At 48.1% G+C, this 15651-nt stretch carries 10 protein-coding genes; 7 read left to right on the top strand and 3 right to left on the bottom strand.

From position 1 onward, the window contains the following. Positions 1-106: 106 nt before the first annotated feature. Positions 107-2257, bottom strand: a complete 2151-nt coding sequence (rnr, locus tag H6A28_RS05765) for a ribonuclease R (protein WP_204476289.1) — start codon at positions 2255-2257, stop codon at positions 107-109. 148 nt (positions 2258-2405) lie between these two features. On the opposite strand from rnr, the gene H6A28_RS05760 reads away from it, so the two are divergent. From H6A28_RS05760 to H6A28_RS05750, 3 genes are read left to right on the top strand one after another with little or no spacing between them, the layout of a single operon-like run. Further along, the gene (locus tag H6A28_RS05760) at positions 2406-3308 is read left to right on the top strand and encodes a cation diffusion facilitator family transporter (RefSeq protein ID WP_204479304.1); all 903 of its coding nucleotides are present in this window, start codon (positions 2406-2408) and stop codon (positions 3306-3308) included. 4 nt (positions 3309-3312) lie between these two features. Next, on the top strand, positions 3313-4323 hold the full coding sequence (locus H6A28_RS05755; RefSeq protein ID WP_204476287.1) for an NAD-dependent epimerase/dehydratase family protein: 1011 nt from the start codon (positions 3313-3315) through the stop codon (positions 4321-4323). Then, positions 4320-5297, top strand: a complete 978-nt coding sequence (locus H6A28_RS05750; RefSeq protein ID WP_204476310.1) for a phosphatase PAP2 family protein — start codon at positions 4320-4322, stop codon at positions 5295-5297. The genes H6A28_RS05755 and H6A28_RS05750 overlap by 4 nt, the downstream gene beginning before the upstream one ends. Before the next feature lie 19 nt (positions 5298-5316). Here H6A28_RS05750 and dusB read toward each other — a convergent pair whose 3' ends face one another. Then, positions 5317-6306 carry a tRNA dihydrouridine synthase DusB gene (gene dusB, locus H6A28_RS05745; RefSeq protein ID WP_204476286.1) on the bottom strand — a complete coding sequence of 330 codons (990 nt, stop codon included), beginning with the start codon at positions 6304-6306 and terminating at the stop codon, positions 5317-5319. Positions 6307-6394: 88 nt separating this feature from the next. Between dusB and H6A28_RS05740 the strand changes: the two genes are divergently transcribed. Together H6A28_RS05740 and H6A28_RS05735 are read left to right on the top strand one after the other, a co-directional pair. Then, positions 6395-7666 (top strand): peptidase U32 family protein, encoded by a 1272-nt coding sequence (locus H6A28_RS05740; RefSeq protein WP_204476285.1) that lies wholly within the window; start codon positions 6395-6397, stop codon positions 7664-7666. Between the two features lie 285 nt (positions 7667-7951). Further along, a complete protein-coding gene (locus H6A28_RS05735) occupies positions 7952-9445 on the top strand; it encodes a DUF3843 family protein (protein WP_204479302.1) in 1494 nt (497 codons plus the stop codon). On the opposite strand, the gene mnmA is transcribed toward H6A28_RS05735, so the two are convergent. Next, complete coding sequence (mnmA, locus tag H6A28_RS05730; protein WP_204479300.1) at positions 9446-10495, bottom strand: tRNA 2-thiouridine(34) synthase MnmA; 1050 nt, start codon at positions 10493-10495, stop codon at positions 9446-9448. 631 nt (positions 10496-11126) lie between these two features. Between mnmA and H6A28_RS05725 the strand changes: the two genes are divergently transcribed. Further along, positions 11127-13343, top strand: coding sequence for a GH92 family glycosyl hydrolase (locus H6A28_RS05725; protein ID WP_204479298.1), 2217 nt, complete (start codon positions 11127-11129; stop codon positions 13341-13343). 27 nt (positions 13344-13370) lie between these two features. Continuing rightward, positions 13371-15647 carry a GH92 family glycosyl hydrolase gene (locus tag H6A28_RS05720; RefSeq protein WP_204479296.1) on the top strand — a complete coding sequence of 759 codons (2277 nt, stop codon included), beginning with the start codon at positions 13371-13373 and terminating at the stop codon, positions 15645-15647. The last annotated feature ends 4 nt before the right edge of the window (positions 15648-15651 follow it).

Here is a 15651-nt window from a genome sequence, read left to right as displayed (position 1 = left end):
TGAACCGCAGAGTGAAATAATAAGAATCCCCGTTCTTCTCAGACATGACTGAGGTTTTTAAGAAGAACGGGGAGATTTTTATAAGGTAAACGGATGTGGATATCCGTTAAGCTTCAGCCAATACAAAATCCAATTGTTTCTTGGCGAGGTTGGCACGGGCCACTTTAATCTTAATCGGGTCGCCGAGACTGAACTTCTGGTGATGGCGACGTCCGATGAGACAGTAGTTCTTTTCGTCAAACTCGTAGAAGTCGTTGCCCAAATCCCGCATGGCAATCATGCCCTCGCATTTGTTTTCGTTGATTTCCACATAGAGACCCCATTCGGTCACTCCAGAAATGACTCCATCGTAAACCTGTCCGATGCGGTCGCCCATGAATTCCACTTGCTTGTATTTTACGGAAGCACGTTCTGCACTGGCGGCTGTCTGTTCCATAGCCGAACTGTGTTCACACAAAGTTTCATATTTGTCGGCTTGAGCACTTCGTCCTCCTGCCAAGTAACGGGTGAGCAGACGATGTACCATCAGGTCCGGATAACGGCGGATAGGAGAGGTGAAGTGGGTGTAGTAATCAAATCCCAGTCCGTAGTGTCCGATGTTGTAGATGGAGTAACGGGCCTTCTGCATGGCGCGCAGAGACACCGTTTCAATCAGATTCTGTTCCTTCTTGCCGTTGATTTCCGTGAGCAGGTGGTTGAGTGACTTGGAAACTTCCACTTTGCTGCCACCTGTACGGATTTTGTAGCCGAAGCGGGCGATGAACTGGTTCAGGTTGTCCAGCTTGTCTGGGTCTGGAAGGTCGTGGATACGATAAGGGAATACCTTCGGCTTCTTATTCTTAGGTACCTTCCCGACGTATTCGGCTACGGTACGGTTCGCCAGCAACATGAATTCCTCAATCAGCTTGTTGGCTTCCTTGGAAACCTTGAAATACACGCTGAGCGGTTTTCCGTTCTCGTCAATTTCAAATTTCACCTCACAGCGGTCGAAGTTGATGGATCCGGCACTCATTCGTTTTTCTCGCAGGATTTGTGCCAAGCGATTTAGTTCCAGAATTTCCTCCTTGTAATCGCCTTCTCCCGTTTCAATAATCTGCTGTGCCTCTTCGTATGTGAAGCGGCGGTTGGACTTGATGACAGTGTGGCGGATACGGAAATTCTTCACTTCAGCCTTGTCGTTCATGTCGAAGATGACAGAGTAAGCCAGTTTTTCCTCGTCTGGTCGCAGAGAGCAGATGAAGTTACACAACCGTTCCGGCAGCATCGGGATGGTGCGGTCGACCAGATAGACAGAAGTGGCACGCTTTACTGCTTCCTTGTCGATGATGCTTCCTTCTTTCACATAATGCGATACATCGGCGATGTGAACTCCTACCTCCCACAATCCCGGTTTCAGGTTACGGATAGACAGGGCATCATCGAAGTCCTTGGCGTCTTTCGGGTCGATGGTAAAGGTCACTACATCGCGGAAATCTTCACGTTCGGCATAGTCTTCTGGCGTGATTTCAGCCGACAACTTTTCGGCAGCCGCTTCTACCGCCTGCGGATAAGTGTAAGGCAATCCGTATTCGGCCAGGATGGCATGCATTTCAGTGGTATTGTCGCCAGCCTTTCCTAAAATGTCGATGACCTCTCCAAACGGGTTCTTTGCCTCTTCCGGCCATTCCGTGATACGGACTACTGCTTTGTCGCCATCTTTTCCGCCTTTCAGCTTGTCTTTCGGGATGAAGATGTCGTTGGCCAGCGTGTTGGCTTCCGTCAGCAGGAAGGCATAGTTCTTCGATACTTTCAGTACACCGACAAACGTTTCGTTGGCATGTTCCAGAATTTCGATGACTTGCCCTTCCACCTGACGTTTCTTACATTTGGCACACAAGGAGATTTTGACCTTGTCGTTGTTCATGGCATGCGCGGAATTGCGTTCTGCAATGAAAATCGGTTCTCCGCCATCGTCAGGAATAAAGGAGTTCTTTCCGTTGCTTTTCCGCTGGAAAGTACCCGTCAGGATTTGTCCTTTGTCATTGATTTTATAGCGCCCTTTTTCGACTTCAATCAGGAAATTGTCTTCCACCATTTCCTCTATGACATCGATACAGAGCATTTTTCCCGGATGGGTCGTGAGTTTTAGAGCTTGAAACAACTGCTTGAGGCTGAATGCTTCATTCGGCTTTGTGCGGAAATAACTGAGCAGCATTTCTACGAGCTCTTTTTTCTTCAGGTGTTTTCCGCCTTTTTTTTCTTTTTTCTTCTTAGCCATGTTGTTTAGATTTTAGAAACCGGCACTCTCTCAGTGACCGGTATGTTTGATATACAAAGAAAGCAAATTCCGTGGAATAAACGAGGATTTTTCTGTTAAGATGCTGAAAAACTATTATCTTTGCCGCGTTCTTATTACAAAGTCTGATATGAATGAAGTTGAATCATCCGTTCGCGAACGTGAGATTTACAAAGTGACCCTGGTAGGGAGCTTGGTGAATATTCTTTTGGTGGCCTGTAAGTTTGCGGCAGGTTTCTGGGGCAAGAGTGCGGCCATGATTGCCGATGCAGTCCATTCTTTGTCGGATTTGATTACCGATTTGATTGTAATCGTGTTCGTCCGTATTTCCAGTAAGCCGGAAGATAAGGACCATGATTATGGACATGGTAAGTATGAAACGCTGGCTACTTTACTAATTGGAGCGGCTTTGCTGGCTGTGGGAGTAGGCATTTGCTGGAGTGGTGTGGAGTCGATTGTACGTGTCTTTAGAGGAGAAACTTTACAGTCACCCGGCTGGATTGCCTTGGTAGCAGCTATCATCTCCATTGTATCCAAGGAAATCTTGTTCCATTATACCCGCATTGTCGGGAAACGTTATAACAGTCCGGCGGTCATTGCCAATGCATGGCATCACCGGAGTGATGCGTTTTCATCCATTGGTACGGCCATTGGTATCGGAGGAGCTATTCTATTGGGTGATAACTGGCGTGTGCTCGACCCGTTGGCTGCGGTAATTGTCAGTGTCTTTATTGTACAGGTGGCTGTCAAGCAACTCAAGTCGTGCGTGGATGAATTGCTGGAACGCTCTCTTCCAGATGAAATCGAACAGGAGATTACCAAGATTGTCTTGTCGGTAGACGGCGTGTCACAACCGCATCATTTGTGTACCCGTCGCATAGGAAGTCATTATGCGATGGATATGCATGTACGTATGGATGGAAATATTCCGCTGCGTGAAGCACATGAAAAGGTAACGGCCATTGAAAGGAAATTGCGGGAGGCCTTTGGGGCGAATACGTATATCAGTATCCATGCAGAACCCGAAAAGTAAAAGTATGGAGAAGAAAGTTTTAGTGACAGGTGCCAGTGGGTTTATTGGCAGTTTCCTGGTGGAAGGAGCCTTGGAACGAGGTTATCAGGTGTGGGCCGGTGTGCGAAAAACCAGTAGCCGGAAATATTTGCAGGATGCACGGATTCGTTTTGCAGTGCTGGACTTTACTGATTCCGATCGTTTAGCCGGTCAGCTGGAGGAGCAGAAACGCTTGTACGGGAAGTGGGATTACATCATTCATTGTGCCGGCGTGACGAAATGCCTGGACAAGGCCGATTTTGAAATCGGAAATTACTGGGCTACGCGGCATTTTATTGAGACTTTGACGCGATTGGACATGCTTCCCGTGAACTTTATTTACATAAGTTCGTTAAGTATATTTGGCCCGATACGTGAAAAAGATTACACTCCCATTTGTGAGAAAGATACGCCTCGTCCGAATACGGCGTATGGATTGAGCAAGCTTCATACGGAGGAATACTTGAAATCCTTGTCAGGCTTTCCGTATGTGATATTTCGTCCGACAGGTGTGTACGGCCCTCGGGAACACGATTATTTCCTGATGGCCAAATCCATTCAGCAGCATGTGGATTTTGCGGCAGGCTTCAAGCGCCAGGACATCACGTTTGTCTTTGTAAAAGATTTGGTACAGGCCATTTACCTAGCCATTGAAAAACAGGTCACAGACCGGGCTTATTTCGTGAGTGACGGCCGCGTATACAACAGCCGTACGTTTTCCGATTTGATTCGGAAGGAGCTGGGCAATCCGTGGATGGTTCGTTTTGTATGTCCGTTGTTTCTTCTGAAAGCCATTTCTTTCGTAGCGGAGAATATCGGACGGCTGACTCGGAAAGTCAGTACATTAAACTGTGACAAGTATCGTATCATGAAACAGCGGAACTGGAGATGTGACATTTCCCCGCTGGAAAAAGAATTGGGATATGTACCTCAATATCCGTTGGAAAGAGGTGTAAAAGAAATAATTGCCTGGTATAAGAAAGAAGGATGGCTATAGAACTGAAGTTATTTGAACGAGTAGAAAGTGGGAAGGGACTGTTTGCAGTAGAAAGCATCAGCTTGATTTATAATGCCCTGACTACCATTTTGATTTTGTTGCTCTATCCCCGGATGGATCATCCAGGGACGATGTTGCTGGAACGTCTGGGTATTGTGGTACTGACGTTCGTACTGATTCATTTGTATCAGGCGTTTCCCTGTCGGCTGACGGCCTTCGTCCGCATGGTGGTGCAGATGTCGCTATTGGCTTACTGGTATCCGGATACGTTTGAGTTCAACCGTTTGTTTCCGAACCTGGACTATCTGTTTGCCTCTGCCGAGCAGGCTATTTTCCATTGCCAGCCCTCCGTGGAATTCAGCAAGCTGTGCCCCTCGGTATGGTTCAGTGAGCCGTTCAATATGGGTTACTTCTTTTATTATCCCATGATGCTGATTGTGGTGGTGTATTACTTTCTGACCCGGTTTGAGTGGTTTGAGAAAATCTGTTTTGTGTTGGTCACCTCTTTCTTCATTTACTACCTGTTCTATATTCTGGTGCCGGTGGCCGGACCGCAATTCTATTTCCCAGCCATTGGAATGGATAAAGTAAACGCTTGTGATTTTCCTGCAATAGGAGATTATTTTAATGACAATACTTTCTTGCTTCCTGGGCCGGGATATGAACACGGATTCTTCTATAATCTGGTAGAAGCCTCACAGGAAGTGGGTGAACGTCCTACGGCCGCTTTCCCCAGTTCACATGTGGGAATCTCAACGATTGTGATGATTATGGCCTGGCGTGTAAACCGGAAATTAGCCTACATTCTGTTCCCGTTCTATGTGTTGCTGTGCTGCGCCACAGTCTACATTCAGGCGCACTACCTGATTGATTCCCTCGTGGGATTGATTACAGCATTTTTTGTGTATCAGTTAGCGACGCTGATGTACAAGCGCTGGTTCATTTCGCCCGTTTTCAAACGTATCATGTATTAAGGAAAGGTCGGTAAGGAGTTTATTCTTCCTTACCGAATGTATTCTCAATGTGATCCAGGATGGCGTTCAGCTCTTGAAGTGTTTCTGCACGCAGCATGGCGATGCGGGTATCCTTGAAATTAGGAATTCCTTTGAACAGGGGAGAAGCGGCCAGGTGACGGCGCACGTGCAGGATGCCTCTGCGTTCATCCAGCAGGTTCACACTGTCGAGTACTTCCTGACGCAAGACATCCATCCGCCATTTGAACGAAAGGGGCGGAAGTTCTTCTCCAGTCTCCAGATAATGTTTTACTTCCTTGAAAATCCAGGGACGTCCGAAACTGGCCCGTCCAATCATGATGGCATCCACCCCGTAGCGGTCGAAACATTCTTTGGCTCGTTGAGGCGTGGTGATGTCGCCGTTGCCAATGATAGGGATGCGCATTCTCGGATTCTTCTTGACTTCACCGATGAGTGTCCAGTCGGCTTCTCCCGTATACATTTGGGCGCGGGTACGTCCATGAATGGTCAGCGCCTCGATGCCGCAATCCTGCAACTGTTCCGCCAGTTCCACGATAATCTTGTGCTCCGCATCCCAGCCCAAACGGGTTTTGACGGTGACTGGAATCTTGACGGCATCGACTACGGCACGGGTAATCTCCAGCATCTTGGGTACGTTCTGCAACAGTCCCGAACCGGCTCCCTTGCCGGCTACCCGTTTCACCGGACATCCGAAGTTCAAGTCCAGAATATCAGGCTGTGCCTGTTCCACGATGCGGGCGGCTTCTACCATGGTTTCTGTATCTTTTCCGTAAATCTGGATGGCTACCGGGCGTTCCTTCTCGCTGATGTTCAGTTTCAGCATCGTTTTTCCGACCGAACGGATCAAGGCGTCGCTCGATACGAATTCCGTGTACACCATGTCGGCACCAAACTGCTTGCACATGAGGCGGAAAGCAGGGTCGGTGACATCTTCCATCGGGGCCAGCAACACTGGCTTTTCTCCTAAATCTATGTTCCTAATTTTCATTGGCTTGATATTGTCGCGCAAAGGTAGTGAAATTTTATTATATCCCGAAAAAACGCTACCTTTGCGCGGTAATATCATAATAGTGGAAATGAGTTATACAATCAAAGATTTTGAAATCATGGCACCTGTAGGCTCGCGCGAGTCGTTGGCAGCTGCCCTTCATGCCGGAGCCGATTCCATCTATTTCGGCATTGAGAGTTTGAACATGCGTGCGCGTTCGGCGAGCACTTTTACCATAGAAGATTTGCGTGAGATTGCCAAGGTGTGCGAGGAACATGGAGTGAAGAGTTACCTGACCATCAATACTATCATCTACGACGAGGACATTGCACTGATGCGTAAGATTGTGGATGCAGCCAAAGAAGCCGGTATCAGCGCCGTCATTGCAGCCGATGTGGCTGTGATGGCTTACTGTAACGAGGTAGGGCAGGAGGTTCATCTTTCTACCCAGCTGAACATCAGCAATGCGGAGGCGCTGAAGTTTTATTCCCGCTTTGCCGATGTGGTGGTGCTGGCGCGCGAGTTGAACCTCAAGCAGGTGCGCAAGATATATGATGCCATCCAGGAACAGCAGATTAAGGGACCGATGGGCAACCTGGTCCGTATTGAAATGTTCTGTCATGGAGCTTTGTGCATGGCGGTTTCCGGAAAATGTTACCTGAGCTTGAACGAGCAGAACGCGTCGGCCAACCGGGGTGCCTGTATGCAGGTATGTCGCCGGGCTTATATTGTAAAGGATAAGGAAAGCGATATTGAACTGGAAGTAGACAACCAGTACATCATGTCGCCGAAAGATTTGAAGACCATTCATTTCATGGACGAGATGATTGAAGCCGGTGTCCGGGTGTTCAAGATTGAAGGCCGTGCCCGTGGTCCTGAGTACGTGCGTACAGTCGTAGAATGTTACAAGGAAGCCATCCAGTCGTATCTCGACGGTACGTTCTCCGACGAGAAGGTGGCCGACTGGGATACACGCCTGAAAACCGTGTTTAACCGGGGTTTCTGGAATGGTTATTATTTGGGACAGCGTCTGGGCGAATGGAGCAAGAACTACGGTTCGGAAGCTACGGAGCGCAAGGTATATGCCGGACGGGGTATCAAATATTTCTCCAATATCGGGGTAGCTGAGTTTCTGATTGAAGCGGCTGAAATCAAGGTGGGCGACAAGCTTCTGATTACCGGTCCGACTACCGGAGCCATGTATGTCACGCTGGAAGAAGCCCGGGTAGACCTGAAGCCGGTGGATGTAGTGAAGAAAGGAGTACATGTATCATTCAAGGTACCTGGTCGTATCCGTCCGAGTGACCGTCTGTATCGTATGGTGCCGGCAGAGGAACTGAAGGCAAAACGGAAAGAGTAATTTAATTCTCACGAATAGAATAAGGGTGAATCCTGTCAGAGCAGTTGAAGTGCTTTGACAGGATTTTTTTGTGCATATATAGATATGAACAGGGTGGTTGATTTCTTGTTGAAATCCATGTGGAAAGATTTTCTGTAACTTTCTCTTTTTGCTAGTTTTCAGTGTATTATAGTTATTCACATGCTGTGAATAACTTGTGGATTACAAATAAGTTCAGTGGAAAGGATTTGTTCATTCTCATAATTATTTTACTTTTGTGTCCTGGAGTTTAAATCCTAATCTAATATGAAGAAGATATATGTAAAAGAATGGATGTTGTTTCAGCCCTACGAGCGGCAAGATGAAATCGACATATATTATGTAAAAGTAGCTAACAACATTGCCGAATGTTTGGTGGGTATGGTAGGAGAACGTTACCCCGAGCATTCATTGCGTGGCATTGCTATCTATTTGACCCTTTGGTTTCAGGATGTCATTTCACAGATCGGAATCTGGGAGGCATTTAGCGAAGAATGTCGTAAGCGGTATGGCCAGCCGGTACCTTTTATGACGCCGGAAGAAGAAAAGGAATATTATCCGGGAGAAGTGAATCCGGAAGAGTTGCGGTTCCTGTTGTGGCATTATTTCCAGTCCTTAGAGAAGCTGAAAGGTGGTGTGCTGAATCCGGAAAATCCGGGTATCGCGGAAGTGGCTCAACAACTCTACGATTATTTGTCGGAAGAGTATGAGGTGGCACCGGAGAATACCCGTTTGCAGGAAATGCTGTATGGGGAACCTTTTGGAGCAAATGATTACCAGCGTTATCGCAATGTACTGGAGTGGTTCCACTTCTGCAGCTATACCGGATTTGAGAATCGGAGTGAATTCCAGCAAGTGGTAGCTACGGTGACGCGTATGGGAAATGTGAATCCCGGAATTCTGGAGTATGATGTCAAACAGAACATCTTGTTCGAAGGAAGAAAACATTTGCTTTCGTTGACTTCTGTAGATTGGTTGGCATTGATCGGGAAGAAGCATCCCGAAACGGCATCTTGGGCAGAAATAAAAGTTACCCCTCAAGGCTTGTTCCTGTATGAAGGAGAAGACGAGGATTCTCTTTTTGTAAAAGACTTGTCAGGAAAAGAAGAAGGGCAATTGCGTATTCGCAAAGATTCTTTGAACCTGAATTCTTTGAAAAATCGCAAGGAAGGAATGACGGTGCTTGGTTGCCGGCTGGTACAATATGGCGGTACGTGGTGGCAGGACGGCACACTGGTGATTTCTGATTATGAGGACAAGATGAAGGAAGAAATTGCACAGAGAGCTGCGAAACGTGAAGATATCCGGCAAACCTACGATGCTTTTATAAAAGCATCCGGGGGCAAACAGTTTGTGTTCTGCCAGTCGGAGGAAGAAGTGCGGGATTTCCTTTTCCAGAAAATGGAGTACAAGGAAAAAGAAGGAATACAGATGCCGAAGATGGATGCACAGCACGGACTGGTACTGATGGTTTCTTCACATACCGGTATTCATATCCAGATGCGTTTGTGCGAATGCATCTCTTCACCGGAAAACAAGTTTTATGATTTGAAGGAGGCACAGAAGAAGGCCATTTTGTTCCTCTTGAATCCGGAGGTGATTCCGTATGACTTGAGTTGTGCTCTGCAAGATGCCGGTATGTTGCCGGATGCCGGTCTGAATAGTCTGCAAGGCGAGGAGCAGGGGCGGGAACCGGTCAAGAAGAATGCCCGTTTCCTGACCGACTATTTCTTTGGAAAATGCAGGGAGAAGGATGCCTGATTATTCAATAATTCCTCCTCCTAACACCACATCTCCTCGGTAGAATGCGGCTGCCTGTCCGCTGGCGATGGAAGCCAGCGGCTCGTGCAGCTGGATATGTAATCTTCCGTCGTCCAGCTGGCTGACGGTGCACCGGTTGGCTTGTTTCCGGTAACGTATCTTGACAATGACGTCATCGTGCCCAAGTACAGTGTCAGCGTTCACAAGATTCCAGTGCGTGAGAAACATCTCGTTCTTTTCCAGTGCTTGCAGGTTATCGCTGATAATCACCTTATTTTCTGGAGGGATAATCTCTTTCACAAAGAGCGCTTTGTTCAAATGGATGCCCAGTCCTCTCCGTTGTCCGATGGTATAGAAGGGATATCCTTTATGTTTCCCGAGGTAGTGCCCCTGTTCATCGTAAAAATGACCGGGAGAAATGCTTCCTTCCGGTACATGTGTCTTGAGAAAAGAGCGGTAATCCATGGGGCAGAAACATACACCCAGGCTGTCGCGCTTCCGGGCGGCTTTCAGGAATCCGCGTGCGGCAGCAATTTCGCGTACCCGGGTTTTGGTCAGTTCGCTCATGGGCAGGCACATCCGCTTCAGAATAGATTGTGGGAGGCCCCACAGGAAGAAAGACTGGTCTTTGTCGGTATCTTTTCCACAGGTGATGTGCCAGTAACCGTTTATATTCCGTTTATTGACGTAATGTCCTGTGGCCAGGTGATAAATACCTCGTTCGTCGGCCACTTGTGCCAGTAACGGCCATTTCAGGTAGTTGTTGCACAACGTACAGGGAACCGGTGTCCGTCCGGCCATATATTCTTGAATGAAATAGCGTATGATTTTTTCCTGGAAGATGTCTCGTGCGTCGTATACCAGGTGAGGAATTCCTAAAGTTTGGCATAGTTCGCGTGCATCGTCCAGGTATTCCGTGTTCCCGTCTTTCTCATAAAAACGGAACGTGATACCGGTCACTTCATATCCGGCATCCTGCAAAAGCAAGGCAGCTACCGAGCTGTCGGTACCGCCACTCATTCCCAATAAGACTTTCTTATTTTCTTCCATAGGGAGACAAAGTTACGCTTTTCTTCGGTTTGCAGACTCTTTCTTCTTGTGATTTAGTGGTGGAAATTGTTTATCGGAAGGTGATTGGTATGGTAAGAAAAAGAATGTGGTGGGGTATGGACATAAAAAAAGGAGTTCCGCTGAACTCCAACCTTTTGTTAACCTTAAATCTAATACTATGAAAAACACATTGCAAAGGTAAGGCTTTTGGAGAAATCTGCAAGCAGAAAATGTGTTTTATAACATGTATTAAGAAAATACCTTGTTTCTTCGGGGCTTTTATACAAATTTTTCAAGTGATCATATTCTTTTATTATCCTGTGAGAAAAAGCAGTAAGGAGGTATAAAAACAGGCGATGGAAAGAGTAGTCTATTTTCTGCTGGTGCATAATGGTTTCTGTCCCGGTAATTTCTCTGTCCCACAGTGTGGGATACAAAAACCACAGTGTGAAATACATATCCCACACTGTGAGATATAAATCCCGCAGTGCGAAACAGAGAATGGATAGGGGCCTTTGAGAGAATGTGCAGGCGTGATTTCAAAAATTGTTTTTTAGGCTTCCTTTGTGGGATTTCTCGAGCCGATTTAGTAGATTTGTTTATCTTTTAGCCACTTAGAAAGAATCATAGTATGAAAAAATCATTTTGGGCGTTAGTGGGGTTAGTCAGTCTGACGTGGGGGTGTGCACCTCCTGCTGTTTCTACGGGGGAAGATTTGACACAGTATGTAAATCCTTTTATCGGAACCGATTTTACAGGGAATACGTATCCGGGAGCACAGGTACCGTTCGGTATGGTACAGTTGAGTCCGGACAACGGTTTGCCGGGCTGGGACCGGATTGCGGGGTATTATTATCCGGACAGCACCATTGCCGGATTCAGTCATACACACCTTTCGGGTACCGGCGCAGGCGATTTGTATGACATTTCTTTTATGCCTGTCACCTTGCCCTACGTAGAGGCGGCGCCTCCGTTGGGCATACATTCCAAGTTCTCGCACGAGCAGGAAAGTGCGTCGGCGGGTTATTATCAGGTTTTTCTGGAAGATTACGGAATCAAGGTGGAGCTGACAGCCACGGAGCGTTGCGGCATCCAGCGTTACACGTTTCCGGAAGCTCAGTCGGCCATTATCCTGAACTTGAAGAAAGCGATGAACTGGGACGCCACGCAAGACAGTTATGTGGAGGTGGTGGATTCTGTGACCATCCGGGGCTACCGTTTTTCCGACGGGTGGGCCCGCAACCAGAAAGTGTTTTTCCAGACCCGTTTCTCGGTACCTTTTGAGAAGATACAGCTGGATACTACGCCTATCTTGCACAACGACCACAAGATGGGGACAGCCTACGTGGCGCGTTTCGATTTTTCCACACGGAAAGGGGAGCAGGTGGTGGTGACCACGGCCCTTTCGGGTGTCAGCATGGAGGGGGCTGCGAAGAACCTGCAGGCAGAGGCGCCGGAAAATGATTTCGAGAAATACCGTGGGCAGGCCCGGGAGAAATGGAACAGAGAACTGGCGAAAATCCGGGTGCAGTCGGACGACAGGAAAGAGAAGGCCATCTTCTATACGGCATTCTATCACAGCATGCTGGCGCCTACCATTTATTCGGATGTGGACGGAAAATATTACGGACCGGACGGACAGGTGCATCAGGCCGCCGGATGGACCAATTACAGCACGTTTTCATTGTGGGATACGTTCCGGGCGTCGCATCCGCTGTTCACTTATACCCAGCCGGAACGGACCAATGACATGGTCAAGTCGTTTCTGGCATTTTATGAGCAGAACGGACGTCTGCCGGTGTGGAACTTCTATGGAAGCGAGACCGACATGATGATTGGTTATCATGCGGTGCCGGTCATTGTGGACGCTTACCTGAAAGGTATCGGTGATTTTGAGGCGGAAAAGGCCCTGGAGGCTTGTGTGCATACGGCCAATCTGGATGAATACCGGGGCATCGGTCTTTACAAGCAGCTGGGGTATGTGCCTTATAATGTGACGGATAAATACAATTCGGACGACTGGTCGCTGTCGCGGACGCTGGAATATGCGTTCGATGATTTCTGCATTGCGGAGATGGCCGCCAGGATGGGACGCAAGGACGTGGCCGATACGTTCTATGCCCGTTCGCAGAATTATCGGAACCTGTACAACCCGGCTACTTCGTTCATGCAGCCGAAAGACGACAAGGGGAATTTTATTCCGGATTTCCGGGCGGAGGACTATACCCCGCATATTTGCGAAAGCAACGCCTGGCATTATTTCTGGTCTGTGCAGCATGACATCGATGGACTCATCGCGCTGGTGGGTGGAAAAGCACGCTTTGCCGAGAAACTGGACAGCATGTTCACCTTTCATCCGACGGAGGGGGAAGACCTGCCTATTTTCAGCACAGGCATGATCGGACAGTATGCGCATGGCAACGAGCCGAGCCATCATGTGGCTTATTTGTTCAACAAGGTGAACCAGCCCTGGAAGACGCAGCAATATGTGTCGCAGATCATGGATGAACTTTACCTCGATATCCCGGCAGGATTGTGCGGGAACGAGGACTGCGGACAGATGTCGGCATGGTATGTGTTCAGTGCCATGGGATTTTATCCGGTGAATCCGGTATCCGGCCAGTATGAGATAGGCAAACCGAAATTCAAGAAAGTGGAGTTAAAGCTTTCGAACGGGAAAATCTTTACCGTGAAGGCAGAGAACCTGAGCAAGGAAAACCGGTATATCCGTGCGGTCAAGTTGGACGGAAAGCCTTATCATCAGAGTTTCATCACGCACGAGCAGATTATGTCGGGGGCTACGCTGGAACTGGAAATGTGCAAGGAACCCGGACATATCTGGTATTAATGGAAAATGTTAGATTGGAAATTTAGAATGAAGAAATTAGTTTTGTTAATGATGATACTGTTCGTAGCCCTTTTCAGCCAGGCCACGAACTATGCCGATTATGTGAATCCATTGATGGGTACACAGTCCACTTATGAGTTTTCTGCTGGAAATACCTATCCGGCCATTGCCCGCCCGTGGGGAATGAATTTCTGGACTCCGCAAACCGGGAAAATGGGAGATGGATGGCAGTACATGTACACGGCCACCCGAATCCGGGGCTTCAAGCAGACGCATCAGCCCAGTCCGTGGATTAACGACTATGGCCAGTTTGCCCTTATGCCGGTGGTCGGAAAGCCTGTATTCGAGGAAGACCAGCGTGCCAGCTGGTTCTCGCACAGGGGGGAAGAGGCCAAGCCATATTATTATAAGGTGTATCTGGCCGAGCACGATGTGGTGACGGAACTGGTGCCCACGGAACGGTCTGCGTTGTTCCGCTTCACTTTCCCTGAAAATGCACATTCTTATGTGGTGATTGATGCGTTTGATCAGGGCTCATACGTAAAGATTGAGGCAGCGAACAACCGCATCATCGGTTATTCCACCAAAAACAGTGGGGGAGTACCGGAGAATTTCAAAAATTATTTCGTCATCGAATTCGATAAGCCTTTTACGTACAAGGCGACGGTTGCCGATAGCTGTATCTCGGTAGATAAAACAGAACAGGAGGCAAACCATGCAGGAGCCATTATCGGGTTTTCTACCCGGAAGGGGGAAAAGGTGCATGCACGGGTGGCTTCTTCGTTTATCAGTGTGGAGCAGGCCTTGGAAAACCTGAAGGAACTGGGCGATGACAGCCTGGAGGTGTTGGTCGAAGAAGGAAAGTCGGCCTGGAATGAGATGCTGGGCAGAATTGAAGTGGACGGAGGGAATCTGGACCAGTACCGCACGTTTTATTCCTGCCTGTATCGCTCGTTGCTGTTCCCCCGCAAGTTCTATGAGATAGATGCTCGTGGGCAGGTGGTACACTACAGTCCCTACAACGGGCAGGTGCTGCCGGGGTATATGTACACGGATACCGGTTTTTGGGATACGTTCCGCTGTCTGTTTCCGTTGCTGAATCTGGCTTATCCTTCTGTGAACAAGGAAATACAGGAAGGCTTGCTCAATACTTATAAGGAAAGCGGTTTCTTCCCGGAATGGGCCAGTCCCGGACATCGCGGATGCATGGTAGGCAATAATTCGGCTTCAGTGCTGGTAGACGCGTATATGAAAGGGGTCAAGGTGGACGACCTGCAGACCTTGTACGAGGGATTGCTGCACGGCACAAACAACGTACATCCGGAAGTCTCTTCTACCGGACGGCTGGGATATGAATATTACAACCAGTTAGGCTATGTGCCCTGTGATGTACACATCCATGAGAATGCGGCCCGTACGCTGGAATATGCCTATGATGACTGGTGTATCTATCAGCTGGCCAAGGAACTGAAGCGTCCGAAAGCGGAAATCGACTTGTTTGCCCGTCGGGCCTTGAACTATAAAAATCTGTTTGATCCGGAAACCAGGCTGATGCGGGGAAAGAAAAAGGACGGCACTTTCATGGCGCCTTTCTCTCCACTCAAATGGGGGGATGCTTTTACCGAAGGAAACAGCTGGCATTACACCTGGTCGGTATTTCACGACCCTCAGGGACTGATTGACCTGATGGGGGGAGACAAGATGTTTGTGACGATGCTCGATTCTGTGTTTGCCGTTCCGCCCGTATTTGATGACAGCTATTATGGTTTTGTCATTCATGAAATTCGGGAAATGACCGTGATGAACATGGGGAATTACGCCCATGGCAACCAGCCTATCCAGCACATGATTTACCTGTATAATTATGCCAAACAGCCCTGGAAGGCTCAGTATTGGTTGCGGCAGGTGATGAACCGGATGTACTCGCCTGCGCCGGATGGATATTGCGGTGATGAGGACAACGGCCAGACTTCGGCTTGGTATGTGTTCTCTGCACTGGGATTTTATCCCGTTTGCCCGGGAAGCAACCAGTATGTGATAGGGGCTCCTTTGTTTAAGAAGGCAATCATTCACCTGGAGAACGGAAAGGACGTGACGATAGAGGCTCCGTTGAACAGTGAGGAGAATCTGTACATTAAGAATTTGGAAATGAATGGAAAAACTTATACACATAATTATTTTTCTCATAAAGATTTGATGAAAGGTGCTAAAATACAAATAGAAATGAGTAACTTGCCGAACGAAAAAAGAGGTATCGCGCGGGAAGATGCCCCTTATTCTTTTTCGAGAGAAGGAAATTATTGACCTT

It is taken from the genome of Bacteroides mediterraneensis (assembly GCF_016900355.1).
Classification (GTDB): Bacteria; Bacteroidota; Bacteroidia; order Bacteroidales; family Bacteroidaceae; genus Phocaeicola.
Note: the sequence above shows the minus strand (reverse complement) of the source record. Positions and strands in the feature narration are given on the sequence as shown.

Coding starts and splice junctions, on each gene's coding strand:
- rnr (WP_204476289.1), bottom strand. CDS start 2,257: ATGGCTAAGAAGAAAAAAGAAAAAAAAGGCGGAAAACACCTGAAGAAA.
- H6A28_RS05760 (WP_204479304.1), top strand. CDS start 2,406: ATGAATGAAGTTGAATCATCCGTTCGCGAACGTGAGATTTACAAAGTG.
- H6A28_RS05755 (WP_204476287.1), top strand. CDS start 3,313: ATGGAGAAGAAAGTTTTAGTGACAGGTGCCAGTGGGTTTATTGGCAGT.
- dusB (WP_204476286.1), bottom strand. CDS start 6,306: ATGAAAATTAGGAACATAGATTTAGGAGAAAAGCCAGTGTTGCTGGCC.
- H6A28_RS05740 (WP_204476285.1), top strand. CDS start 6,395: ATGAGTTATACAATCAAAGATTTTGAAATCATGGCACCTGTAGGCTCG.
- H6A28_RS05735 (WP_204479302.1), top strand. CDS start 7,952: ATGAAGAAGATATATGTAAAAGAATGGATGTTGTTTCAGCCCTACGAG.
- mnmA (WP_204479300.1), bottom strand. CDS start 10,495: ATGGAAGAAAATAAGAAAGTCTTATTGGGAATGAGTGGCGGTACCGAC.
- H6A28_RS05725 (WP_204479298.1), top strand. CDS start 11,127: ATGAAAAAATCATTTTGGGCGTTAGTGGGGTTAGTCAGTCTGACGTGG.
- H6A28_RS05720 (WP_204479296.1), top strand. CDS start 13,371: ATGAAGAAATTAGTTTTGTTAATGATGATACTGTTCGTAGCCCTTTTC.